Annotated in this window: 23 protein-coding genes; 17 read left to right on the top strand and 6 right to left on the bottom strand. The window is 59.8% G+C overall.

Annotation, left to right across the window (positions count from 1 at the left end; translation table 11 throughout):
* Positions 1-127: 127 nt before the first annotated feature.
* The gene (gene proB / locus IB246_RS23840) at positions 128-1,246 is read left to right on the top strand and encodes a glutamate 5-kinase (protein WP_017340857.1); all 1,119 of its coding nucleotides are present in this window, start codon (positions 128-130) and stop codon (positions 1,244-1,246) included.
* 12 nt (positions 1,247-1,258) lie between these two features.
* Positions 1,259-1,720 carry a CreA family protein gene (locus tag IB246_RS23835; protein WP_008028828.1) on the top strand — a complete coding sequence of 154 codons (462 nt, stop codon included), beginning with the start codon at positions 1,259-1,261 and terminating at the stop codon, positions 1,718-1,720.
* A 164-nt stretch (positions 1,721-1,884) separates the two neighbouring features.
* Here the strand turns inward: IB246_RS23835 and rpsT are convergent, their stop codons facing one another.
* Complete coding sequence (gene rpsT, locus IB246_RS23830; protein WP_008028826.1) at positions 1,885-2,160, bottom strand: 30S ribosomal protein S20; 276 nt, start codon at positions 2,158-2,160, stop codon at positions 1,885-1,887.
* Positions 2,161-2,412: 252 nt separating this feature from the next.
* Between rpsT and murJ the strand changes: the two genes are divergently transcribed.
* The 6 genes from murJ (at position 2,413) to ispH (ending at position 9,892) form a co-directional block, all read left to right on the top strand.
* On the top strand, positions 2,413-3,951 hold the full coding sequence (gene murJ, locus IB246_RS23825) for a murein biosynthesis integral membrane protein MurJ (RefSeq protein WP_008037902.1): 1,539 nt from the start codon (positions 2,413-2,415) through the stop codon (positions 3,949-3,951).
* 129 nt (positions 3,952-4,080) lie between these two features.
* Positions 4,081-5,031, top strand: coding sequence for a bifunctional riboflavin kinase/FAD synthetase (gene ribF, locus IB246_RS23820; RefSeq protein ID WP_192230187.1), 951 nt, complete (start codon positions 4,081-4,083; stop codon positions 5,029-5,031).
* Positions 5,032-7,863, top strand: coding sequence for an isoleucine--tRNA ligase (gene ileS, locus IB246_RS23815; RefSeq protein ID WP_192230186.1), 2,832 nt, complete (start codon positions 5,032-5,034; stop codon positions 7,861-7,863). It abuts the gene before it with no gap.
* Positions 7,856-8,368 carry a signal peptidase II gene (gene lspA / locus IB246_RS23810; RefSeq protein ID WP_008028819.1) on the top strand — a complete coding sequence of 171 codons (513 nt, stop codon included), beginning with the start codon at positions 7,856-7,858 and terminating at the stop codon, positions 8,366-8,368. The genes ileS and lspA overlap by 8 nt, the downstream gene beginning before the upstream one ends.
* A 7-nt stretch (positions 8,369-8,375) precedes the next feature.
* The gene (fkpB, locus tag IB246_RS23805) at positions 8,376-8,813 is read left to right on the top strand and encodes an FKBP-type peptidyl-prolyl cis-trans isomerase (RefSeq protein ID WP_177318165.1); all 438 of its coding nucleotides are present in this window, start codon (positions 8,376-8,378) and stop codon (positions 8,811-8,813) included.
* A 131-nt stretch (positions 8,814-8,944) separates the two neighbouring features.
* A complete protein-coding gene (ispH, locus tag IB246_RS23800; RefSeq protein ID WP_008028815.1) occupies positions 8,945-9,892 on the top strand; it encodes a 4-hydroxy-3-methylbut-2-enyl diphosphate reductase in 948 nt (315 codons plus the stop codon).
* Here the strand turns inward: ispH and IB246_RS23795 are convergent.
* Positions 9,869-10,411, bottom strand: coding sequence for a GspH/FimT family pseudopilin (locus tag IB246_RS23795; RefSeq protein ID WP_008037893.1), 543 nt, complete (start codon positions 10,409-10,411; stop codon positions 9,869-9,871). The two genes, ispH and IB246_RS23795, sit on opposite strands and share 24 nt — an antisense overlap.
* Before the next feature lie 129 nt (positions 10,412-10,540).
* Between IB246_RS23795 and IB246_RS23790 the strand changes: the two genes are divergently transcribed.
* From IB246_RS23790 to thiO, 7 genes are read left to right on the top strand one after another with little or no spacing between them, the layout of a single operon-like run.
* Complete coding sequence (locus tag IB246_RS23790; protein ID WP_008028811.1) at positions 10,541-11,014, top strand: GspH/FimT family pseudopilin; 474 nt, start codon at positions 10,541-10,543, stop codon at positions 11,012-11,014.
* Positions 11,011-11,460, top strand: a complete 450-nt coding sequence (pilV, locus tag IB246_RS23785) for a type IV pilus modification protein PilV (RefSeq protein ID WP_008037891.1) — start codon at positions 11,011-11,013, stop codon at positions 11,458-11,460. The genes IB246_RS23790 and pilV overlap by 4 nt, the downstream gene beginning before the upstream one ends.
* Positions 11,457-12,170 (top strand): PilW family protein, encoded by a 714-nt coding sequence (locus tag IB246_RS23780; RefSeq protein WP_008037889.1) that lies wholly within the window; start codon positions 11,457-11,459, stop codon positions 12,168-12,170. The genes pilV and IB246_RS23780 overlap by 4 nt, the downstream gene beginning before the upstream one ends.
* An 11-nt stretch (positions 12,171-12,181) precedes the next feature.
* Positions 12,182-12,661, top strand: a complete 480-nt coding sequence (locus IB246_RS23775; RefSeq protein WP_008037888.1) for a PilX N-terminal domain-containing pilus assembly protein — start codon at positions 12,182-12,184, stop codon at positions 12,659-12,661.
* Positions 12,648-15,761 (top strand): pilus assembly protein, encoded by a 3,114-nt coding sequence (locus tag IB246_RS23770; protein WP_192230184.1) that lies wholly within the window; start codon positions 12,648-12,650, stop codon positions 15,759-15,761. The genes IB246_RS23775 and IB246_RS23770 overlap by 14 nt, the downstream gene beginning before the upstream one ends.
* A gap of 14 nt (positions 15,762-15,775) precedes the next feature.
* Positions 15,776-16,174, top strand: a complete 399-nt coding sequence (locus IB246_RS23765) for a type IV pilin protein (RefSeq protein WP_008028801.1) — start codon at positions 15,776-15,778, stop codon at positions 16,172-16,174.
* A gap of 55 nt (positions 16,175-16,229) precedes the next feature.
* Positions 16,230-17,330 (top strand): glycine oxidase ThiO, encoded by a 1,101-nt coding sequence (gene thiO / locus IB246_RS23760; RefSeq protein WP_008037886.1) that lies wholly within the window; start codon positions 16,230-16,232, stop codon positions 17,328-17,330.
* Positions 17,331-17,459: 129 nt separating this feature from the next.
* Here the strand turns inward: thiO and IB246_RS23755 are convergent, their stop codons facing one another.
* The 4 genes from IB246_RS23755 to IB246_RS23740 all read right to left on the bottom strand — a co-directional run bounded on the left by IB246_RS23755 (position 17,460) and on the right by IB246_RS23740 (position 21,764).
* On the bottom strand, positions 17,460-18,791 hold the full coding sequence (locus IB246_RS23755; RefSeq protein ID WP_008037885.1) for a sigma-54-dependent transcriptional regulator: 1,332 nt from the start codon (positions 18,789-18,791) through the stop codon (positions 17,460-17,462).
* A gap of 2 nt (positions 18,792-18,793) precedes the next feature.
* On the bottom strand, positions 18,794-20,383 hold the full coding sequence (locus tag IB246_RS23750) for a sensor histidine kinase (RefSeq protein WP_008037884.1): 1,590 nt from the start codon (positions 20,381-20,383) through the stop codon (positions 18,794-18,796).
* The gene (locus IB246_RS23745; RefSeq protein ID WP_008037883.1) at positions 20,373-20,606 is read right to left on the bottom strand and encodes a PP0621 family protein; all 234 of its coding nucleotides are present in this window, start codon (positions 20,604-20,606) and stop codon (positions 20,373-20,375) included. Before IB246_RS23745 ends, IB246_RS23750 begins: the two co-directional genes overlap by 11 nt.
* Before the next feature lie 135 nt (positions 20,607-20,741).
* On the bottom strand, positions 20,742-21,764 hold the full coding sequence (locus IB246_RS23740; protein WP_008028792.1) for an outer membrane protein assembly factor BamD: 1,023 nt from the start codon (positions 21,762-21,764) through the stop codon (positions 20,742-20,744).
* A gap of 151 nt (positions 21,765-21,915) precedes the next feature.
* Between IB246_RS23740 and rluD the strand changes: the two genes are divergently transcribed.
* A complete protein-coding gene (gene rluD, locus IB246_RS23735) occupies positions 21,916-22,878 on the top strand; it encodes a 23S rRNA pseudouridine(1911/1915/1917) synthase RluD (RefSeq protein ID WP_008028788.1) in 963 nt (320 codons plus the stop codon).
* Positions 22,875-23,600 (top strand): peptidoglycan editing factor PgeF, encoded by a 726-nt coding sequence (gene pgeF / locus IB246_RS23730; protein ID WP_008037882.1) that lies wholly within the window; start codon positions 22,875-22,877, stop codon positions 23,598-23,600. Before rluD ends, pgeF begins: the two co-directional genes overlap by 4 nt.
* The last annotated feature ends 127 nt before the right edge of the window (positions 23,601-23,727 follow it).

Raw genomic sequence — 23,727 nt, 5'->3', positions numbered from 1 at the left:
TAAACTTGAACGCCGCTCCCTGGAGCGGCGTTTTAGTATCTGGAAATCGATTGTTGGTAACAAATAGCCACGATTAACGTCACGGGCAGCGCTGGGTCGCGCTGCCCTCAAGCTAAGGTTGAAGATGATGCGGAGCAAGGTGACAGGTGCGCAGCGTTGGGTCGTGAAAATCGGCAGCGCGTTGCTGACGGCGGACGGCAAGGGCCTGGATCGCGCGGCAATGGGTGTCTGGGTTGAACAGATGGTGGCCTTGCATGAGGCGGGCGTCGAGCTGGTGCTGGTGTCCTCCGGGGCGGTAGCGGCGGGCATGAGCCGTCTGGGCTGGACCGTGCGACCCAGTGCGATGCACGAATTGCAGGCTGCTGCCGCCATCGGTCAGATGGGTCTGGTTCAGGCGTGGGAGTCGAGCTTTGCCGAGCATGGCCGGCACACTGCGCAGATTCTTCTGACTCATGACGATCTGTCCGACCGCAAGCGCTACTTGAATGCCCGCAGCACCTTGCGTGCCTTGGTCGAGTTGAAAGTGATCCCGGTGATCAACGAAAACGACACCGTGGTCACCGACGAAATCCGTTTCGGCGACAACGATACGCTTGCGGCGCTGGTGGCCAACCTGGTCGAGGCTGATTTGCTGGTGATCCTGACGGATCGCGACGGCATGTTCGACGCCGATCCGCGCAACAATCCCGATGCCAAGCTGATTTACGAAGCGCGCGCTGATGATCCGGCGCTGGATGCAGTGGCGGGCGGTACCGGTGGTGCGTTGGGTCGTGGCGGCATGCAGACCAAGTTGCGTGCGGCGCGCTTGGCGGCCCGTTCCGGTGCGCACACCATCATCGTCGGTGGGCGCCTTGAGCGTGTGCTGGATCGCCTGAAGGCCGGCGAGCGCATCGGCACCTTGCTGTCGCCGGAGCGTGGCATGCTGGCGGCGCGCAAGCAATGGCTGGCCGGGCATCTGCAAACTCGCGGCACGCTGGTGCTGGATGCCGGTGCGGTGACGGCCTTGTCCCAAGGCAATAAAAGTCTGCTGCCGGTGGGTGTCAAACTGGTTCAGGGCAGTTTCCGTCGCGGTGAAATGGTGGTGTGCGTGGCGCCGGACGGTCGTGAAATCGCCCGTGGCCTGGCCAACTACAGCGCGCTGGAAGCACAAAAAATCATCGGTCAGTCGTCTGAGGCGATTGTCGGTCTGTTGGGTTACATGGCGGAGCCGGAACTGGTTCACCGCGATAACCTGATCCTGGTCTGAAGGAATATTTGAATGCGCGTGGCAAAAGGGTTGTTGGGCTTGCTGTTGGCAATGCCGCTGCTGGCTTCGGCTGAGGAAATCGGCCAGGTGTCGACGGTGTTCAAGTTCGTCGGCCCGAACGACCGCATCGTCGTTGAGGCATTTGATGATCCGAAGGTCGAAGGGGTGACGTGCTACCTGTCCCGGGCCAAGACGGGCGGTGTGAAGGGTGGCTTGGGTCTGGCTGAAGATCGAGCGGAAGCGTCCATTGCGTGCCGTCAGGTTGGTCCGATCAACTTCAAGGGGGAGTTGAAGGATGGCGAAGAAGTGTTCAAGGAGCGTACTTCGCTAGTCTTCAAGACTATGCAGGTGGTGCGTTTCCTCGACAAGAAGCGCAATACGCTGGTGTATCTGGTGTACAGCGATCGCTTGATTGAGGGTAGTCCGCAGAATGCGGTGACGGCGATTCCTATCCTGCCTTGGGCTCATCAGTGATCTGAAGACCGCTATCGCCAGCAAGCTGGCTCCTACAAGGATTGCGCAATACCTGTAGGAGCCGGCTTGCTGGCGATCAGTTTCAATGGGATCTCAGGCGTGCAACACAATTCGCAGGCAATAAAAAACCGACCCTGAGGTCGGTTTTTTAACAAGCGTGTTACTTAGGCAGCAGCAAGGTTCAGAGCCTTGACGTGGCCATTCAGGCGGCTCTTATGGCGAGCAGCCTTGTTCTTGTGGATGATGCCTTTATCGGCCATACGGTCGATAACTGGCACGGCCAGAACGTAAGCAGCTTGAGCTTTTTCAGCGTCTTTTGCGTCGATGGCTTTAACTACATTCTTGATGTAGGTACGAACCATGGAACGCAGGCTGGCGTTGTGGCTGCGACGCTTCTCAGCCTGTTTTGCACGTTTTTTGGCGGAAGGTGTGTTGGCCACCGTCGAGCTCCTCGAAAGACTTTTTAGGAAATAGCAAACAAAATAGGCCGCGAATCATGCCGATGAGTTGATGTCTTGTCAAGGGCGGTTGAGACGTTCCGCTAAGTGGTAGGTATAAAGAGGCGGGATATTTATTTCCGGCGCTTGACCTGTAAACTCGCGAGCTTTGGCTCTGTGCTGCTGCGGCGCGGAGTATCGCATAAGTGGGCGCTTTGTTCGCCTGCTGTTTATCGACAGGCACAAACTCTTTCAATGAATCTGCTCAAATCGTTGGCCGCCGTCAGCTCTATCACGATGCTTTCCCGGATTCTGGGGTTCGTCCGTGACACCCTCATTGCGCGTATTTTTGGTGCGGGAATGGCCACCGACGCCTTCTTTATCGCCTTCAAACTGCCCAATCTGCTGCGCCGGATCTTCGCCGAGGGGGCGTTTTCCCAGGCGTTTGTGCCGATTCTCGCTGAATATAAAAGTCAGCAAGGCGAAGAGGCGACGCGGACCTTTATTGCCTACGTCTCCGGACTGCTGACCCTGGCGCTGGCAGTGGTCACTGCGTTGGGCATGCTCGCTGCGCCGTGGGTCATCTGGGTGACCGCGCCCGGTTTCACCGATACCCCGGAAAAATTCGAGCTGACCTCCAGCCTGTTGCGGGTGACATTCCCTTATATATTGCTGATCTCCCTGTCTTCATTGGCCGGGGCGATCCTCAACACCTATAACCGCTTCTCGGTGCCGGCCTTCGTGCCGACCTTGCTCAACGTCAGCATGATCATCTTTGCGGTGTTCCTGACACCGTATTTCGATCCGCCGGTCATGGCGCTGGGTTGGGCGGTGCTGGCGGGTGGTCTGGCGCAGTTGCTCTATCAACTGCCGCACCTGAAAAAGATCGGCATGCTGGTGCTGCCACGCCTGAACCTGCGTGATAGTGGCGTGTGGCGGGTCATGAAACAGATGCTGCCGGCGATTCTCGGCGTTTCGGTGAGCCAGATTTCGCTGATCATCAACACCATTTTTGCCTCGTTCCTGGTCGCCGGTTCGGTGTCGTGGATGTATTACGCCGACCGACTGATGGAATTGCCGTCCGGCGTGCTGGGTGTGGCGCTGGGCACGATCCTGCTGCCGACCCTGGCCAAGACCTACGCCAGCAAGGATCGCGCAGAGTATTCGCGGATTCTCGATTGGGGGCTGCGCCTGTGCTTTGTGCTGGTGCTGCCGTGCTCGCTGGCGTTGGGGATTCTCGCTGAGCCGCTGACGGTCTCACTGTTTCAATACGGCCAGTTCAACGCCTTCGATGCGTCCATGACTCAGCGCGCGCTCATTGCGTATTCGGTCGGGTTGCTTGGGATTATCGTGATCAAAGTGCTGGCGCCGGGCTTTTATGCGCAACAAAACATTCGCACGCCGGTGAAAATCGCAATTTTCACCCTGGTGGTTACCCAGTTGTTCAACCTGGTGCTGATCGGGCCGCTGGCCCATGCCGGTCTGGCTCTGGCGATCAGCGCCGGTGCCTGCCTTAACGCCGGGTTGTTGTTCTATCAGCTGCGCAAACAGCAGATGTATCAGCCGCAGCCGGGCTGGGCGAAGTTCGGTGCCAAACTGGTGGTAGCGGTCACGGTGATGTCCGCGGTGTTGCTGGCCGGGATGCATTTCATGCCGGCCTGGGATCAGGGCCACATGCTTGAGCGATTCCTGCGTCTGGGCGCTCTGGTAGGGGCTGGCGTGGTCTCGTATTTCGGCATGTTGCTGTTGATGGGCTTCCGTTTGCGCGACTTCAATCGCAAGGCGCTGAACTGAGGCTTTTGCCTCGATAAACACGGGCGGGCCGGCGGTTTTGTCGGTTCGATCACTTTGGGTTACGGTGTTGCCTGTCGTCGGCCGCCGGGTGTGGTTATAATCGACCACTTTATGAGCAAGAAGCGCGTTATGCAGCTGGTTCGAGGCCTCCACAACCTGCGCCCCCAGCATCGGGGCTGTGTCGCCACTATTGGCAACTTTGACGGTGTTCACCGTGGCCACCAGGCTATCCTGGCGAGGCTGCGTGAGCGAGCGCTCGAGTTGGGCGTGCCCAGCTGCGTGGTGATTTTCGAGCCGCAGCCACGGGAGTTTTTCGCCCCGGAGACAGCGCCGGCCCGCTTGGCGCGCCTGCGCGACAAACTGCAGCTGCTGGCTGACGAAGGCGTCGACCGGGTCCTGTGCCTGGCTTTCAACCAGCGCCTGAGCAAGCTCAGCGCCAGCGAATTCGTTGATACCATTCTGGTGGACGGTCTCGGCGTGCAGCATCTTGAGGTCGGTGACGACTTCCGCTTCGGCTGTGACCGGGTAGGGGATTTCGATTTCCTGCAACAGGCCGGCGTCATGCAGGGCTTCACCGTCGAAGCGGCGCAAACCGTTGAGCTGGACGGTATTCGCGTCAGCAGCACCCAGGTGCGAAATGCCCTGGCCGCTGCCGATTTTGCCTTGGCAGAGCGCCTGCTCGGTCGGCCGTTCCAGATTACCGGGCGAGTCCTGCATGGCCAGAAACTGGCGCGCCAGTTGGGTACGCCAACCGCCAACATTCAACTCAAGCGCCGTCGCGTGCCGCTCACCGGGGTTTACCTGGTCAACGTCGACATCGACGGCAAGACCTGTCCAGGCGTCGCCAATATTGGCGTGCGTCCTACGGTCCAAGGGGATGGCAAAGCCCACCTCGAAGTACATCTTTTAGATTTTGCCGGCGATCTGTATGACCGGCGTTTGACGGTGGTTTTCCACCACAAGCTGCGTGACGAGCAGCGTTTCGCCTCTCTGGAGGCGCTTAAGACGGCGATCAATGCGGATGTCGCCGCCGCCCGTGCCCTGTCGCACCTAGCGCCAATCGCTAATGAAGAGCCATAAATGACCGACTATAAAGCCACGCTAAACCTTCCGGACACCGCCTTCCCAATGAAGGCCGGCCTGCCACAGCGCGAACCGCAGATTCTGCAGCGCTGGGACAGTATTGGCCTGTACGGAAAGTTGCGCGAGATTGGCAAGGATCGTCCGAAGTTCGTTCTGCACGACGGTCCTCCGTACGCCAACGGCACGATTCACATCGGTCATGCGCTGAACAAGATCCTCAAGGACATGATCATCCGCTCGAAAACCCTGTCGGGTTTCGACGCGCCTTATGTTCCGGGCTGGGACTGCCACGGTCTGCCGATCGAGCACAAAGTCGAAGTGACCCACGGCAAGAACCTGGGCGCGGACAAGACCCGCGAACTGTGCCGTGCCTACGCCACCGAGCAGATCGAAGGCCAGAAATCCGAATTCATCCGTCTGGGCGTGTTGGGCGACTTCGCCAACCCGTACAAGACCATGGACTTCAAGAACGAGGCCGGTGAAATCCGCGCGCTCGCCGAAATCGTCAAGGGCGGTTTCGTGTTCAAGGGCCTGAAGCCTGTGAACTGGTGCTTCGACTGCGGTTCGGCCTTGGCTGAAGCGGAAGTCGAGTACGAGAACAAAAAGTCCTCGACCATCGACGTAGCGTTCCCGATTGCCGATGAAGCCAAGCTGGCTGCCGCTTTCGGTCTGCCGTCGCTGGGCAAGCCTGCTTCGATCGTGATCTGGACCACCACCCCGTGGACCATCCCGGCCAACCAGGCGCTGAACGTTCACCCGGAATTCAACTACGCCCTGGTCGATGTCGGCGACAAGTTGCTGGTGCTGGCTGAAGAGCTGGTTGAATCCTGCCTGGTCCGTTACAGCCTGGAAGGTTCGGTCATCGCGACCACCACCGGTAAAGAACTGGAACTGATCAACTTCCGTCACCCGTTCTACGACCGTCTGTCGCCGGTTTACCTGGCCGACTACGTTGAACTGGGCGCTGGCACCGGTGTGGTTCACTCCGCTCCGGCCTACGGCGTGGACGACTTCGTGACCTGCAAGAAATACGGCATGGTCAACGACGACATCCTCAACCCGGTGCAAAGCAACGGCGTATACGCGACTTCGCTGGAGTTCTTTGGCGGCCAGTTCATCTGGAAAGCCAACCCGGCCATCGTCGACAAACTGACCGAAGTCGGTTCGCTGCTGCACACCACCATCATCGAACACAGCTACATGCACTGCTGGCGTCACAAGACCCCGCTGATCTACCGCGCCACCGCGCAGTGGTTCATCGGCATGGACAAAGAGCCTGTCAGCGGCGACACCCTGCGCAAACGCGCTCTTAAAGCCATCGAAGAAACTCAGTTCGTTCCGGCCTGGGGCCAGGCGCGCCTGCACTCGATGATCGCCAACCGTCCGGACTGGTGCATCTCCCGTCAGCGTAACTGGGGCGTGCCGATCCCGTTCTTCCTGAACAAGGAAAGCGGCGAGCTGCACCCACGTACCGCCGAGCTGATGGAAGAAGTCGCCAAGCGCGTTGAAGTCGAAGGCATCGAAGCCTGGTTCAAGATGGACGCTGCCGAGCTGCTCGGTGACGAAGCGCCGCAGTACGACAAGATCAGCGACACCCTGGACGTCTGGTTCGATTCGGGCACCACGCACTGGCACGTCCTGCGCGGTTCGCACCCGATGGGCCACGAAACCGGTCCACGCGCCGACCTTTACCTGGAAGGCTCGGACCAACACCGTGGCTGGTTCCATTCGTCGCTGCTGACCGGTTGCGCCATCGACGACCACGCGCCATACCGCGAGCTGCTGACCCACGGCTTCACCGTCGACGAGTCCGGCCGCAAGATGTCCAAGTCGCTGGGCAACGTGATCGCGCCGCAAAAGGTCAACGACACCCTGGGCGCCGACATCATGCGTCTGTGGGTAGCTTCCACCGACTACTCGGGTGAAATGGCGGTTTCCGAGCAGATCCTGCAACGCAGTGCGGACGCCTACCGGCGTATCCGTAACACCGCGCGCTTCCTGCTCTCCAACCTGACCGGTTTCAACCCGGCCACCGACATCCTGCCGGCCGAAGAAATGCTCGCGCTGGACCGTTGGGCCGTGGATCGCACCTTGCTGCTGCAACGCGAACTGCAAGAGCACTACGGCGAATACCGCTTCTGGAACGTCTACTCCAAGATCCACAACTTCTGCGTGCAGGAGCTGGGCGGTTTCTACCTCGACATCATCAAGGACCGTCAGTACACCACTGGCGCCAACAGCAAGGCCCGCCGTTCGGCGCAAACCGCGCTGTACCACATCTCCGAAGCGCTGGTGCGCTGGATCGCGCCGATCCTCGCGTTCACCGCCGACGAACTGTGGGAATACCTGCCGGGCGAGCGCAACGAATCGGTGATGCTCAACACCTGGTACGAAGGCCTGACCGAGCTGCCGGAAAACGTCGAACTGGGCCGCGCCTACTGGGAGCGGATCATGGCGGTGAAGGTCGCTGTGAACAAAGAAATGGAAATCCAGCGCGCGGCCAAAGCCGTCGGTGGCAACCTGCAGGCCGAAGTGACGCTGTTCGCCGAAGACGCCCTGAGCGCCGACCTGGCCAAGCTGAGCAACGAACTGCGCTTCGTACTGATCACCTCGACCGCCAGCGTTGCGCCGTTCGTACAGGCTCCGGCCGATGCAGTGGTCACCGAAGTCAGCGGCCTGAAGCTGAAAATCGTCAAGTCGGCTTTCGCCAAGTGCGCCCGTTGCTGGCACTGCCGTGAAGACGTCGGCGTGAACCCGGAACATCCGGAAATCTGCGGTCGTTGCGTCGATAACATCAGCGGCACTGGCGAGGTTCGTCACTATGCCTAACGCCATTGGCCGTTTCGGACGGCTGGGCTGGCTCTGGTTGAGTTTGCTGGTCCTGGTCATCGACCAGGCCAGCAAGTTCTACTTCGAAGGCAAGCTTGAGATGTACCAGCAAATCGTGGTGATCCCCGATTACTTCAGCTGGACCCTGGCCTACAACACAGGCGCGGCGTTCAGCTTCCTGGCGGACAGCTCGGGCTGGCAGCGCTGGTTGTTCGCCCTGATCGCGGTCGTGGTCAGTGCGGTGCTGGTGGTGTGGCTCAAGCGTCTGGGGCGCAACGAAACCTGGCTGGCCATCGCATTGGCGCTGGTCCTGGGTGGTGCGCTGGGCAATCTGTACGACCGCATAGCCTTGGGCCATGTGATCGATTTCATCCTGGTACATTGGCAGAACCGCTGGTACTTCCCGGCGTTCAACTTCGCCGACAGTGCAATTACTGTGGGTGCGGTGATGCTGGCGCTGGACATGTTCAAATCAAAGAAGACGGGAGAAGCAGTTCATGACTGAACAGGTATTGGCTGAGCAACGCATCCGCCAGAACACGGAAGTCACCTTGCACTTTGCACTGCGCCTGGAGAACGGCGACACCGTCGACAGCACCTTCGACAAAGCCCCGGCGACCTTCCAGGTCGGCGACGGTAACCTGTTGCCAGGTTTCGAAGCGGCCCTGTTCGGCTTCAAGGCCGGCGACAAGCGTACGCTGACGATTCAGCCGGAAAACGCTTTCGGTCAGCCGAACCCGCAAAACGTGCAGATCATCCCGCGTTCGCAGTTCAAGGACATGGACCTTTCGCCGGGTTTGCTGGTGATCTTCAACGATGCGGCGAATACTGAGCTGCCTGGCGTGGTGAAAGAGTTCGATGACGAGCAAGTGACCATCGACTTCAACCATCCGTTGGCCGGCAAGACATTGACCTTTGACGTGGAAATCATCAACGTCAAATCGCTGTAAACGCTGTTCTGTAGGAGCTGGCTTGCCAGCGATGGGGCCATCAGGCTCGCTGCAACGCCAAGGGCCTCATCGCCGGCAAGCCGGCTCCTACAAAGATCTAATTTTCCTGCGCGCAAGACACGAGGCACAGCATGCAAATCAAACTCGCCAACCCCCGTGGCTTCTGCGCCGGTGTGGACCGGGCGATCGAAATCGTCAACCGCGCCCTGGAAGTCTTCGGGCCGCCGATCTATGTGCGCCACGAAGTGGTCCACAACAAATTCGTCGTCGAAGACTTGCGCGCTCGCGGCGCGATCTTCGTTGAAGAGCTGGATCAGGTACCGGACGACGTCATCGTGATCTTCAGTGCACACGGCGTTTCCCAGGCGGTGCGTACCGAAGCCGCCGGCCGTGGCCTGAAGGTGTTCGACGCCACCTGCCCGCTGGTGACCAAAGTGCACATCGAGGTCGCGCGCTACAGCCGTGATGGCCGTGAATGCATCCTCATCGGCCACGCCGGTCACCCGGAAGTCGAAGGCACCATGGGCCAGTACGATGGCAGCAATGGCGGCGCGATTTACCTGGTCGAGGACGAGAAAGACGTCGCCGCGTTGCAGGTGAACAACCCCGAAAAACTGGCGTTCGTGACCCAGACCACCCTGTCCATGGACGATACCAGCCGCGTCATCGACGCCCTGCGTACACGCTTCCCGGCGATTGGTGGCCCCCGCAAGGACGACATCTGCTACGCCACGCAAAACCGTCAGGACGCCGTCAAGACGCTGGCCGACGAATGCGACGTGGTGCTGGTTGTCGGCAGCCCGAACAGCTCCAACTCCAATCGCCTGCGTGAGCTGGCCGAACGCATGGCCACTCCGGCCTACCTGATCGACGGCGCTGAAGACCTGCAAAAGAGCTGGTTCGACGGTGTCGAGCGCATCGGCATTACCGCAGGTGCCTCTGCACCGGAAGTACTGGTGCGTGGCGTGATCCAGCAGTTGCAGGCCTGGGGCGCTACCGGTGCCGATGAACTGGCGGGTCGCGAGGAGAACATCACGTTCTCCATGCCGAAAGAGTTACGCGTTCGTTCGCTGCTTTGATTTTTTTCCTTTCTCGCACAACGCCTGCACAGCCTTGATGCTGCGCAGGCTGACGCGACCGCTCGGGGCCAGCACCACTTGGTGCTGACTCACTGGCTCGTGTTTTGCGCAAACATGCAATGTCCCCGCTTGAAAGCCTCCGTGCTGCGGTTCGCCGAGATGGCTGAATCGTACTGAAGTCCTGACATAGTGATTGCCGATAACCGGCACCCGAGTGTCGCTTCGGCGCTCGACCAGCAGCGGATTGTTGCTGTCCTCATGTCCCTTGCCATTTAAATCCAGAATCATCCGCCAGCCTTGGCCCCAATCGTCGTTTATCCCGTGTATGACGACAGCCTGGTTTCGCGTGATCGCCTCGCTTCTGGCACTGCGCATGCCACTGACAAGCGACTTCGCTGCCTCCTCCTGATGGTTCGATTCCGTGAGCGCTGCAAACGCCGGACTGACCAGATGCAGAACAATCCCGACAATCGTCAGTCCCATGAGCAGTTCAATCAGACTGAAACCCTGCTGACGCATGACATCTCCCTCCCTGGAGTGCGGTGGCCCGCGCAATCCTTGCGCAGTAATGGCAAAACAACCGACACCTGTGGGTCGATTGTTCTAGCGTGTAACAGCAGGTATAGCCGACGGCAACGGAGGGCATTGATGGATCATCGTACAAAAGGTTTCACGCTGATCGAGTTGCTGGTCGCGCTCGCAGTCTTTTTGATTTTGATCACCCTGGCCGTGCCGGCGTTTACCCGTTCGGTGCAAGGCACCAGGGCCGACACCGAGATCGGCGACCTGCAGCGCGCCTTGAATTTCGCCCGGCTTGAGGCCATCGATCGCGGCATCACCACCCGGGTGCGGCCGACGGCGGGTGGCAGCGTCTGGACCGGAGAATTAGCGGTCTATGACAGTACTGGCACTGTGGCCAATGTATTGCGGGTTGTTCCCGCGATGAGCAGCGGCGCGACTCTGACGCTAACCTCAGGCGTGACCGCCATCGATTTCAACAATCTGGGCGGTCTGTCGGCACCGTCCACGGCGGTGGTGATCAGCTACGTACTGGGGGCGCAAAGCAGGACGCTGAATGTGTGTTTGAACGGACGAATTCTATTGGGTGGAAGTTGCGGATGAGGGGATGGAGCAAGCGTGCACAGGAGGGCATGACGCTGATCGAGGTTCTCGTGGCGTTGTTGATTTTGAGCGTGGGGCTGTTGGGGGCGGCGGCGTTCCAGCTCAATGCGCTGAAGTACACCGACAGTTCGCGGATGACCAGCCAGGCCAGTTTTATCGCCTACGACATGATGGACCGCATCCGCGCCAACGCCGGCGCCGATTACACCGTCACGCCGCCGACGTCGGGCAACCTCAACGTTGCCCGGGATCAGGACCTCTACGACTTCACCACCAATATCGTCAGTATGCTCGGCGCCACCGCTACGGGCAGCGTCACCCTCAATCAGCGGGTGTACACCATCACCATTACCTGGGACGACTCGCGGGCTGCCAATGCCGCCAACTCCCGTCGCAGCTTTGTGCTGACCAGTCGCGCCGCCGTCGATCCGGTGGCGACACCATGAACCGGCTCAACAGAGGTTTCGGCCTGATCGAAATGTTGATCGCGTTGGCGTTGAGCCTGGTCGTGGTGCTCGGTGTGGCGCAGATTTTCATAGCGGCCAAGAACACGTATGTCAGCCAGAACGCGGCGGCGAACATGCAGGAAGACGCGCGTTTCGTGCTGAGCAAAATGATTCAGGAAATCCGCATGGTGGGGATGTTTGGTTGTCTGGGGACGATTACTGATGCAAGCGCCGGGGCGAGTTTTACTGCCAGCCAAATAACGCCGATCAGCTGGGACAATGCCAATTTAAAGCTGACCCTGGTGACCGCCGATGTCGGAGCGGGTGGCGGTACGCCGACCTGGACGGTGGTTTCGGATTGCCGAAACACCGCGACGGCTTACTCCAACGTGCAGGCTCCCGCCACAGGACAATTGGCGTTTCCGATTCGACGACTGATCTACAGCCTCAAGAACGGCCAACTGACGATGGGCAGTGGCATCGGCACGCCGGCTCAGGCGGTGCTTGTCGACAACGTCAAAGCCTTTGACGTGAGCTTCGGTCTCGCAGCGTCAGCCACAGATACGGCCGCTTCCAGTTACAGCACCAACCCGTCCGACCCTGCGCGAATCCGTAGTGTGCGCCTGACGCTGACACTGAAAGATCCGAACAGCCGGGTCCGCGATCAAACATTCAACGTGGTTGCCGCTTTGCGCAACCGCTTGCCATGAGGGGAGGGCAGATGAGTTTTTCTCCCGCTACCCCTCACGCCCAGCGCGGCATGGCGCTGCTGGTCAGCCTGGTGTTCCTTCTGTTGCTGACGCTGATTGGCATTTCATCGATGCAGAACGCAACCCTGCAGGAAAAGATGGCCAGCAGCGTCACCCTGCGCAATCAGTCGTTCCAGATCGCCGAAGCCGCGTTGCGCATCGGCGAAAGTGCGGTTCAGCTCGATACCTATACATTGCCGGTTTGCAGCGGCAATCAATGTTTGCCGCCCGCCGAGTCATCGACCCTCACGGCTGCCGGTCTCAATTCCTCCTCGGGGGTCACCTGGATCGCGGCCGCGAACGGTTTCTATGGGGTACAGAACATCGGCACCACGTTGAATGCCGTGAATGTGCCGAGCAACACCTCTGCGACGCTTTATCGGGTCACGGCAGTGGCCATTGTGGGCAACAACGTGCGCAGTGTGGTGGAGAGCATCTATGCCAAATACTAATAGGTGCTCAGGGATCTGGCGGTTACTGAGTGGTATTGCATTGGGTCTTTACCTGTCAGCGCCTGCGTACGCGTTCATACCTTCGGACTCGCCCCTGTTGAGCGCTGCGGCGGTTGCGCCCAACGTGATGCTGCTGATCGATGATTCGGGGAGCATGAACAACATCATTTGGGCGCCGGGATTCGATCCGACGGTCAGTCGCCCGCAAATTGCCAATTGCAGTTCGAACAGCTCGTGTCTGACTGGTCAGAACCTGGACATGGACGATACCAACATCGCCTTGTCGAGCCTCAATCGCGGCGGTTGCTCCAACAATGGCAACTGGTACGGTTTTTATCGGGGCTTCCTGGGACTGTCATCGATATGCCTGAAGCTGCCCGACCCGGTGGGCAACGAAAACACGCGTTATACGGCTAACTATCTGTCTTATCTGGTCACACTGGCCAACGGTTCGAACAGGGATTTCACCACCGGTACCGGTGCGATCCCCAATGATTACCGCATCAGCGTTGCGCAGGATGTGTCCACCAATCTGGTCACCAGCAACCGTTCATTGAGAATAGGCCTGGCGACATTCAACCCTTCTGTCAGTGGCAACTCCGGCCCCGGCGGTTTTATCGCCCGCGCGGTCAGTGATCTGTCTCCCGTCAGTGGTAGCGTTTCCCAATCCCAGGCGGACACCAACTACAACGCGTTGATCTCTTCCATCAATGGTTTGAGTGCAATCGCCAGTACCCCGTTGGCGGAAACCTATTACGAGATTACGCGGTACATGCGCGGCATGGCGCCGTACTACAACTCGACGCCAACCACTTACACCAGCCCGATCCAGTATCGCTGCCAGAAAAACTATGGAGTGGTGATCACCGATGGCCTGCCTACGTTCGACCGTACCTTCCCGACCAACGATCCGCTCGGTGGCGCCCGCTTGCCGAACTGGGACGGCAACAGCGCGAACGATGGCGACAACCTCTCCGGTGATGGTGAGGGGGATACGTTGTACCTGGACGACATCGCCAAGTTCGCCTTTGACATCGATATGCGTACCACCGGTACCGACGCCGGTGGCAAAAACTGGAACGCCGCAGATTTCCCCAAACAGAACATGAACACCTACACCGTGGGTTTCACCGCCGCGAACCAGATGTTGTCGGACGCCGCCGGTTACGGGCAGGGCAAGTACTACCAGGCAACGGACAGTGCCGGCCTGAATACCGCGTTGTCATCAGCACTCAGCGACATCACGTCGAAAGCCGGTTCCGGCGGGAGCGGCACCACCAGCAGCGCAATCGTCGGGGTCGGTTCCGCTTACTACCAGACCAGCTACGACCCCAAGGATTGGCGCGGCACCATCAAGTCTTACGGGTTCACCGCCACCGGCTCGGTCAATACCTCCACGGTGCTCTGGACGACTGACACGGCCATCGTGCCCGGCGCCACAGCGCCGATTTACCAGTCGTGGAACAACGTGAGCAACGCCCCCGTCACGCTGGCCTTCGCCAATTTCGCCCCGGCACAGCAGACGGTGCTGAATCAGGGCCTGCCAACCGGCACCACGGGCAGCGACCTGGTGGAGTGGAGCAAGGGGACCAACAAGACCGGGTTGAAAGTACGCAGTATGTTGCTCGGCGACATCATCAACTCGCCTTTGGTGCTGGCCTCACCCACGGAAAAAACCGCATCCGATCTGGTCAGTGACACCAGCTACAGCACCTATCTGGCCACCAAATCCAGCAACATGAACACCAGCCTGGTGGTCAATGCCAACGATGGTTTTGTCAGCGTCATCAACTCGGGTAACGGCGCCAGGCGTTATGCCTACATGCCCTCCAGTGTTTTGCCATCGTTGCGCTATATCGCCGATACCGCCTACATCAACGGCGTCAGCCACAAGTTTCTGGTCGACGGTCAGGTCGGCGTTTTTGATGCTCAACTCAACAGTGCCTGGAAAACCCTGGCACTCGGCGGAACAGGCGCGGGCGGCAAGACGTTCTACGCCTTGCAGCTGTTTGACGCCTCGGCCGGCAACGTGACCAAGGCGTTGTGGGAAATCAGTGCCCCTGCCACAGCAAACACGGCGAACGTTTTCAATGATCTGGGTTATGCCTACGCCCGTCCGGAAGTGGCACGCTTGGCGGATGGTCGTTGGGCGGCATTCATCTCCAACGGCTACGGCAGCAATTCGGGTGTGGCGGCGTTGTACGTGGTGGATATCCGCGATGGGTCGCTGATCAAGAAAATCGTCATCGACAGCACGGAAACCACCAACGGTTTGTCGTCGGTGAAACTCAAGGTCAACTCGCAGAATGTGGTGCAGGCCGCCTATGGCGGGGATCTGAAAGGGCGTTTATGGAAGTTTGATTTGAGCGGCGCCACCACGGACACCTGGGGCGTGGCGTTTTCCGGCAAACCGTTGTTCACGACGGCGGGCGGCGCCACCCAGCCAATCACCGCGCAGCCGCTGTTGGCGGACAATTCACTGGGCGGCAAAGTGGTGTTTTTCGGTACCGGCAAATTCAATGAAACGGTCGACAAGACCAACAAGGATCTGCAGGCGTTCTATGCGGTGTGGGATGCTGACGGCGGCTCTGGACAGATCACCACGTCCAGTTTGCAGGCCCAATCGGTGACCGGTGTGTTCTCGGGAAGCACGGGGCAATTCATCACCACCAGCCAGAACGAAGTGACCTATCCGGCGGAGAAGGGCTGGTATTTACCACTGGTCTACAACAGCGTATTGACCGGTGAACGGGTGATCAGCCAGGCGGCGCTGGTGCTGGGGCGAATCGTATTTACCACGGCCATTGTGGACACCACTGACCCTTGTGCCAGTTTTGGCACCGGCAAACTGGTCGAACTGGATGCGTTCAGCGGTAAGATGCTCAACTACGCGGTGCTCGACACCACTGGCGATGGGTTAGTCGACAGCAACGATGCGATATCCAGCGGGGTGATTTTCACTAGCGGGATGCCATTCTTGAGCGCCGTTACCAACGGCGGCACCGGCAAGATCGTAACCGATACAGGTTCAACGGTAACCAAGCTGACCGAAAAGGGCGGCGGTGGCAGCCGTCGCATCATGTGGCGACAAATACAGTAAGTGAGAGTTGAGGCATGCGCAGATCCAACCGAGGTTTTACCCTGATCGAAATCATGATCGTGATTGCGATCATCGGGATCGTCATCACCATCGGCTACCCGAGCCTCACCGAATACGTGAAAAAGGGCCGCCGGGCTGAAGTGGCCGGGCTGCTCTCCGAGCAGGCGCAGGTTCTTGAACGGTTTTACTCGAAGGGTAATGTCTACACCGGTGCCACCGGCCTGAGCGCCGGCAATGACTATTACACCATCACCCCGACCCTGACCGACCAGACCTTCCTGCTGACCGCTACACGCAAGGCCGGCAGCATGGCGACTGACAAGTGTGGCGATTTCACCATCACCAACACCGGTGTCAGAAGCATGGTCAATGCGACGGCCGGACTGACCACCAAAGATTGCTGGGGTCGCTGAGTTTTTTTTCGGGCGCCTTTTGCGCCTCCTGTCTCTTTAACGGTTGGATCGGAACATGACCATGCAACAGCAAGTGGTGATAGTCGGCGGCGGTGTGATTGGCCTGCTGACAGCGTTCAATCTCGCGTCGCAAGTACAGAGCGTTGTGCTGCTGGACCGTTCGAATGTCGGTCAGGAATCGTCCTGGGCCGGTGGCGGTATCGTTTCGCCACTCTACCCATGGCGCTACAGCCCGGCAGTTACCGCGCTGGCCCATTGGTCTCAGGACTTTTATCCACAGCTGGGCGAGCGTCTGTTTGCCGCGACCGGGGTTGATCCAGAAGTGCACACCACCGGCCTGTACTGGCTGGACCTGGACGATGAAGCCGAGGCGCTGGCCTGGGCTGAGCGGGAAAACCGTCCATTGCGGGCTGTGGATATCTCGGCGGCGCACGATGCGGTGCCGGTCCTGGGTGGCGGTTTCACCCGCGCGATCTACATGGCCGACGTGGCCAATGTGCGCAATCCGCGGCTGGTGAAATCCCTCAAGGCTGCCTTGCTGGCGATGCCGAACGTGACGATTCATGAGCAGTGCGAAGTCAGCGGGTTCGTTCGCGAGGGCGAAAAAGTCGTCGGCGTGCAGACTTCGGCGGGCGCGATCCTCGGTGATCAGGTGGTGCTGACGGCGGGTGCCTGGAGCGGTGATTTGCTCAAAAGCCTGGGCCTTGCGTTGCCGGTTGAACCCGTGAAAGGGCAGATGATTCTTTACAAGTGCGCGGCGGACTTCCTGCCGAGCATGGTGCTGGCCAAGGGTCGTTATGCGATTCCTCGCCGGGATGGACACATTCTGATTGGCAGCACGCTGGAACATGAAGGCTTCGACAAGACACCGACCGGCTCTGCGCTAGAGAGCCTGAAAGCGTCTGCAGTGGAATTGATTCCAGCGCTGGCGGATGCCGAGGTGGTCGGGCATTGGGCGGGGTTGCGACCGGGTTCGCCGGAGGGCATTCCCTACATTGGCCGGGTGCCGGGCTTCGAGGGGTTGTGGCTCAACTGCGGGCATTACCGTAACGGGTTGGTGCTGGCGCCGGCGTCGTGCCAGTTGTTTGCGGATGTGATGTTGGGCAGGACGCCGATCATTGATCCGGCGCCGTATGCGCCGGCCGGGCGGATCTAGACGCGAAACATTCGTCGCCTTCCAGAACGCCTTCGCGGGCAAGCCTCGCTCCTACAGGATTTGTGGCGATCACAATATTTTCGATCGACTCAAATCCTGTAGGAGCGAGGCTTGCCCGCGAAGGGGCCCTCAATCCAGCCCGAATTTCTTCAACCTGTAACGCATCGACCGAAACGACAAATTCAATCGCTGAGCCGCTGCCGTGCGGTTCCAGCGGGTTTCCTCCAGGGCCTGGAGGATGAGTTTGCGTTCGACGTTTTCCAGATAGTCTTCCAGATTGTCGATCTGCGTCAGGTCCGGCACACCGCTGTCGGCGCTGCAATTGCCTTCGGCCAGTCGCAAGTCGCTGGCTTCGATCTGTTTGTTGTCGCACAGGGTGTGGGCGCGTTCGAGCATATTCTCCAGTTCCCGCACATTGCCCGGAAAGCGATAGCTTTTCAGCGCTTCAAGCGCTTGTGGGTGGAGCTTCGGGACGGGTTGGCCGCTGGCTGCCGCCAGACGCTTGAGTACATGACCGGCCAATGACTCGATGTCGTCGCGGCGCTCGCGCAAAGGCGGAACCCGCAGTTCAATCACATTCAGCCGGTAATACAAATCCTGGCGAAAGCGTTCAGCGGCGACTTCGGCGTCGAGGTCTTTGTGGGTGGCGCAGAGGATCCGCACATCGACCACGGTTTCCTGCTGGCCGCCAACGCTGCGAACGGCTTTTTCCTGAATCGCCCGCAGCAGCTTGACCTGCATCGACAGCGGCAAGTCGGCCACTTCGTCGAGGAACAGCGTGCCACCCTGAGCGGCCTGGAACAGCCCGGGCTTGTCTTCGATGGCGCCGCTGAAGCTGCCTTTGCGATGGCCGAAAAACTCGCTTTCCATCAGTTCCGACGGTATCGCCCCGCAATTGACCGGGACAAACGGCTGGTTGGCGCGCGGTCCTTGTTCGTGGATCAGTCGGGCGACCAGTTCCTTGCCGCTGCCGGACTCGCCGCTGATGTAGATCGGCGCCTGACTGCGGGCCAGTTTGTCGATTTGTTTACGCAGGCTGCGCATGGGCAGCGAGTCGCCCAGCAACCGTCGGTCGATGGCTGCGCCCGGTGCCGGCATGCGCAGGGCGCTGGTGACCAGTTCGCGCAGCCGCGTGAGGTCCACCGGTTTGGTCAGGAAGTCGAAGGCGCCGGCCTTGAGGGCGTTGATCGCCGTTTCGAGGCTGCCGTAGGCGGTAATCATGGCCACCGGCAGGTTTGGGGCGCGTTGCTGGATATGTTGCACCAGTTCAAGACCGGTGCCGTCCGGCAGGCGCATGTCGGTCAGGCACAGGTCGAAGGTCTCACGCTTCAACAGCGCCTGGGCTTCGCCGAGGTTACGGGCGCTGAAGGTGTCGAGTTTCATCCGTCCCAGGGTGATTTCCAGGAGTTCGCGGATATCCGGCTCGTCGTCGACGATCAGGACTTTTTGCCGTGGGCACATGTTCAACTTTGTTTCCGTCCGTGAGCAAAGGTGATGCGAAAGCAGCCGCCATCATGGCGTGGCTTGAAGTCTAGGCGGGCCTGATTGCTTTCGCACAGCTCACGGGACAGATACAGCCCCAGGCCTGTGCCTTGGGCGCTGGTGGTATAGAACGGTTCGAACAAATGCACCTGCTGGTCCGGTGCCACGCCGGGGCCATCGTCCCGAACCTCGATGATCGGCAACTGGCTGTCGGGGTCGACAAACAAATCGAGCCAGACCTGCGCCTGATCGTGGACCTGAGCGCTATGACGCCAGGCGTTGCGCAACAAATTGTCGAGAATCTGGGTGAGCTGGTTCGGGTCCATCAGGGTTTTGAAGTCGCCTGAACCGATGCGCAGGTGAATCTGCTGACGATCGAGCGCACTTTCGCGACTGTCGGCCACGAACTGCTCCAGCCACGGCTTCAGATCGAGTCGTTGCGGTACGGTTTGCTGGCGGCGGGACAGTTGCAGGACGTTTTCGATAACCCGATTCATTCGCTGAGAGTGGTCTTGAATAATCTGGGTCAGACGTCGATCCGCGCCGTTCAGTTCCTCCGATTCCTGCAATAGCTGAGCGGCATGACTAATGGCGCCCAAAGGATTGCGAATTTCGTGGGCGATACCGGCCGTCAGGCGACCCAAAGCGGCGAGCTTCAGTTGTTGGGCCTGTTGGGCGATTTGTGCGAGATCTTCAAGGAAGACCAGGGTTTGGTGGTGTGGGCTTTGGGCCAGGGCAATGAAGCTCGGTTGCAGTTCCAGGCCGCTGTTGGCGATTTTCAGGCTCTGGGGGCGCAGCGTCGGATTGTTCTGCCACAGTTGCAGGCGTTCGACCAGAATGGGCGAGCAGTCGTCGATCCGTTGGCCTTCGAGTTTGTCTCGGCCCAGTAAGATCAGCGCGCTGTGGTTGGCCAATTGCACCCGCAGTTGGCCGTCGAGCACCAGGATGCCGGTGCGCATGCGTTGCAGGATCAATGCATTGAGGGCTTCGAGGCCCACCACTTCGCTGGCCCGTTGTTCGGCGAGGGTTTCGCTGACTTCCAGGCGCTGGATCAAGCCTTGCACCAGCAACGCCGCGGCAAAGCACAACACACCGAGGGTGCCGGCTTGCAGGTAATCGTTGGGGCTGGCGGGATGGCTGAAACTCAGGAAAAAGCTCAGCCCGACGATGCCGAGCGCGCCCACGGCGGCGATCAGCAGGCCGATGCGGCTTCGCAACAAGGTGTTGCTGATGGCCACCGAGACGATCAGCAAGTTGCCGATGGCGCTGGCGACACCGCCGGCGGCGTAGAACAAGCCACACAACAGCAGGACATCAATCAGCGCCAGGCCGAACAATTGCGCCGGGCGGCGGGTGTTCTCGAAGAAGACCACCAGCAAGATGTTCAGCACCAGGTACAGCCAGCTGCCACTGCGCAACAGGCTGTCATTGGCGAACGTCAGCAACTGGTTGTCCAGGTTGCTGGAGATCAGCAGCACCAAGGTGATGCCGACGCTTAGGCGGTAGAGGTGATAAAGGCGCAGCAGTCGCTGAGCCTGTTTGCTGCCGGGACTGGACGTCTCAGCGATCACTGGAGCCCGGGCCTTGCTCGAGGTGAGCCTGGCTGCAATACCACTGTTGTTGAAGGCTCAGCGCGCGGTCGCGGGGCAGATGTACGCCGCAATGGGCACAGCGGACCATGGGCGCGGCTTCCAGTTCGGCGGGGGACTTGGGCACAGAAGCCTGACCCTTGAACTTGCGCCAGAACCATACCGCAGCGGCAATCAGGGCGATCCAGAACAGTAAACGAAGCATGATGAGCTGCTTTATGACGAGTGATTAAGCAGTTTAGCCAAGGACATGACGGGCGCACAGCCTGTTAGCGCCGCAATAAAAGTCCGGACATAAAAAAGGAGCCTCGAAAGGCTCCTTTTTGCACCACCGGTCGTATCAGTCGAACACGCCGAAGGTCATGTAGCTGAACCACGAGCGGTCGCTGTTGTTGCCTTCCGCTTCGTGATTTTCTTCTTCGATCACGTCGCCATTTTCATCTTTAGGCTTGAGATCGTTCGGAATCGCTTCTTTGGCGTCCCGGAATTGTCTCTGCACGTCCTGGTTGGCGCGGGTTTCGCCCGGCGGCAGCGGTGGACGGGATTCGATCAGGCCCAGAGTCGCCTTGCTCAACCACGAACGGTTGTCGGCTTCGTCGACCGATGGCACGAACTGACCGTCTACCAGCGTTGGGTGGTTCGGGTAGTTGAGCTTCAGGGTTTCGAGGCTGGTGGCTGCCAGGTCGTCCAGGTGCAGACGCTGGTAGGCTTCAGTCATCACCGCCAGGCCGTCGCCGACCGATGGGGTTTCCTGGAAGTTTTCCACCACGTAACGACCACGGTTCGCGGCAGCGACGTAGGCCTGACGGGTCAGGTAGTAGTCGGCGACGTGAATCTCGTAGGCAGCCAGCAGGTTGCGCAGGTAAATCATGCGCTGCTTGGCGTCCGGCGAGTAGCGGCTGTTCGGGAAGCGGCTGGTCAGCTGGGCGAACTCGTTGTAGGAGTCGCGGGCAGCACCCGGGTCACGCTTGGTCATGTCCAGCGGCAGGAAACGCGACAGCAGGCCGACGTCCTGGTCGAAAGAGGTCAGGCCCTTGAGGTAATAGGCGTAGTCCACGTTCGGATGCTGAGGGTGCAAACGAATGAAGCGCTCGGCGGCAGACTTCGCAGCCTCAGGCTCGGTGTTCTTGTAGTTGGCGTAGATGAGCTCGAGTTGAGCCTGATCGGCGTAGCGACCGAACGGATAACGCGACTCCAGCGCCTTCAGCTTGGCTGTGGCGGCGGTGTAGCTATTGTTGTCCAGATCTTGCTGAGCCTGCTGGTACAGCTCGACTTCGCTAAGGTTTTCGTCTACGACTTCCTTCGATGAGCAAGCAGCGGTCAATGCGAGGATGGCGATCAGCAGCAGGTGTTTCACTTGCATGGCGGCTTGCGTCCCTATGACGGCCGCTGTCTTGGGCGAGGCCGTCCTGTTATGATGAGCGCCCCGTTGAATAGCCTCGGGGCAAAAGACGCCGTATTTAACCACAAGCGCGCAGCCGAAACCAAAGGCTGTGCCGACGCCTAGTCTGAGCATGTCCGATAAAATTGAACTTCGCGCAGAGGTGCCGTCCGAATTGGGCGGCCAACGCCTCGATCAAGTCGCCGCACAATTATTCGCTGAGCACTCGCGCTCGCGCCTTTCCGCCTGGATCAAAGACGGCCGCCTGACTGTGGATGGGGCGGTTATCCGCCCGCGAGACATCGTTCACGGTGGCGCCATTCTTGAACTGACTGCCGAGCAGGAAGCTCAGGGCGAATGGATCGCTCAAGACATCGAGCTGGACATCGTCTATGAAGACGACGACATCCTGGTGATCAACAAGCCTGCGGGCCTGGTGGTGCACCCGGCTGCCGGTCACGCTGATGGCACCTTGCTCAACGCCTTGCTGCACCACGTACCGGACATCATCAATGTGCCCCGCGCCGGTATCGTGCATCGTCTGGACAAGGACACCACCGGTCTGATGGTGGTGGCCAAGACCATTCAAGCGCAGACGCAGCTGGTTACACAGTTGCAGAGCCGCAGCGTCAGCCGGATCTACGAGTGCATCGTGATCGGCGTGGTGACGGCGGGCGGCAAGATCAACGCGCCGATCGGTCGTCACGGCCAGCAACGCCAGCGCATGGCCGTGATGGAAGGTGGCAAGCAAGCCGTCAGCCATTACCGTGTGCTTGAGCGTTTCCGCTCCCACACTCACGTGCGGGTGAAGCTGGAAACCGGTCGTACGCACCAGATTCGCGTGCACATGGCGCACATCAACTACCCGTTGGTCGGAGATCCTGCCTACGGCGGTCGTTTCCGTATTCCGCCAGCCGCCAGCCAGACCATGGTCGATTCCTTGAAGACGTTCCCGCGTCAGGCGCTGCATGCGCGGTTCCTGGAGCTGGATCACCCGACTACCGGTAAACGCATGAGCTGGGAATCGCCACTGCCGGACGATTTCGTCTGGTTGCTGACGCTGCTCAAGCAAGACCGCGAGGCGTTCATCGGATGAGTGACTGGCTGATTCCCGACTGGCCTGCGCCTGCCGGGGTGAAAGCCTGCGTCACCACCCGTGCGGGCGGCGTCAGTCTGGCGCCGTTCGACAGCCTCAACCTCGGCGATCACGTCGACGACAGCCCCGAAGCTGTTGCCGAAAACCGCCGTCGCCTCACCGATCATTTCTCCATGCAGCCGGCCTGGTTGAAGCAGGTTCACGGCATCGCCGTGGCTCATGCGGACCCAAGCCTTGTGGCCACCGCCGACGCCAGCTGGACGGCAACGCCCGGTATTGCCTGCGCGGCGATGACGGCTGATTGCCTGCCCGCGTTGTTCTGCGACCGTGCCGGCACTCGTGTCGCTGCGGCCCACGCCGGTTGGCGCGGGTTGGCGGCGGGTGTGCTCGAAGCGACGCTCGATGCGCTGGCCGTGCCCTCGGAAGACGTGCTGGTCTGGCTCGGTCCGGCCATTGGCCCGCAAGCCTTTGAAGTCGGCCCGGAAGTGCGGGCTACCTTCGTCGAGCAATTGCCCGAATCCGCCAAAGCCTTCGTCCCAAGCCAAAACGCTGGCAAATTCATGGCTGACATCTATGAGCTGGCGCGTTTGCGTCTGGCGGTTCGTGGTGTCACTGCTGTTTATGGTGGCGGTTTCTGCACCGTGACCGATCCCCGCTTCTTTTCTTACCGTCGCAGTCCTCGCACTGGTCGGTTTGCCTCCCTGGTCTGGCTCGAAAGCTAGACTCGACTGATCTGCATCAACGTCACGACGCTTGAAACTCCCAGAATCGACCACATCTATAGCGGTATCTGGCAGGTTTCTTCATTCAGGATGTTTTATAGGTCCGGCCTGCTCAAAAGGAAGGTGA

Origin of the sequence: Pseudomonas sp. PDM01 (assembly GCF_014852325.1) — a bacterium.
In the GTDB taxonomy this organism is placed as follows: domain Bacteria; phylum Pseudomonadota; class Gammaproteobacteria; order Pseudomonadales; family Pseudomonadaceae; genus Aquipseudomonas; species Aquipseudomonas migulae.
This window is presented reverse-complemented; position numbering and strand designations above follow the sequence as displayed.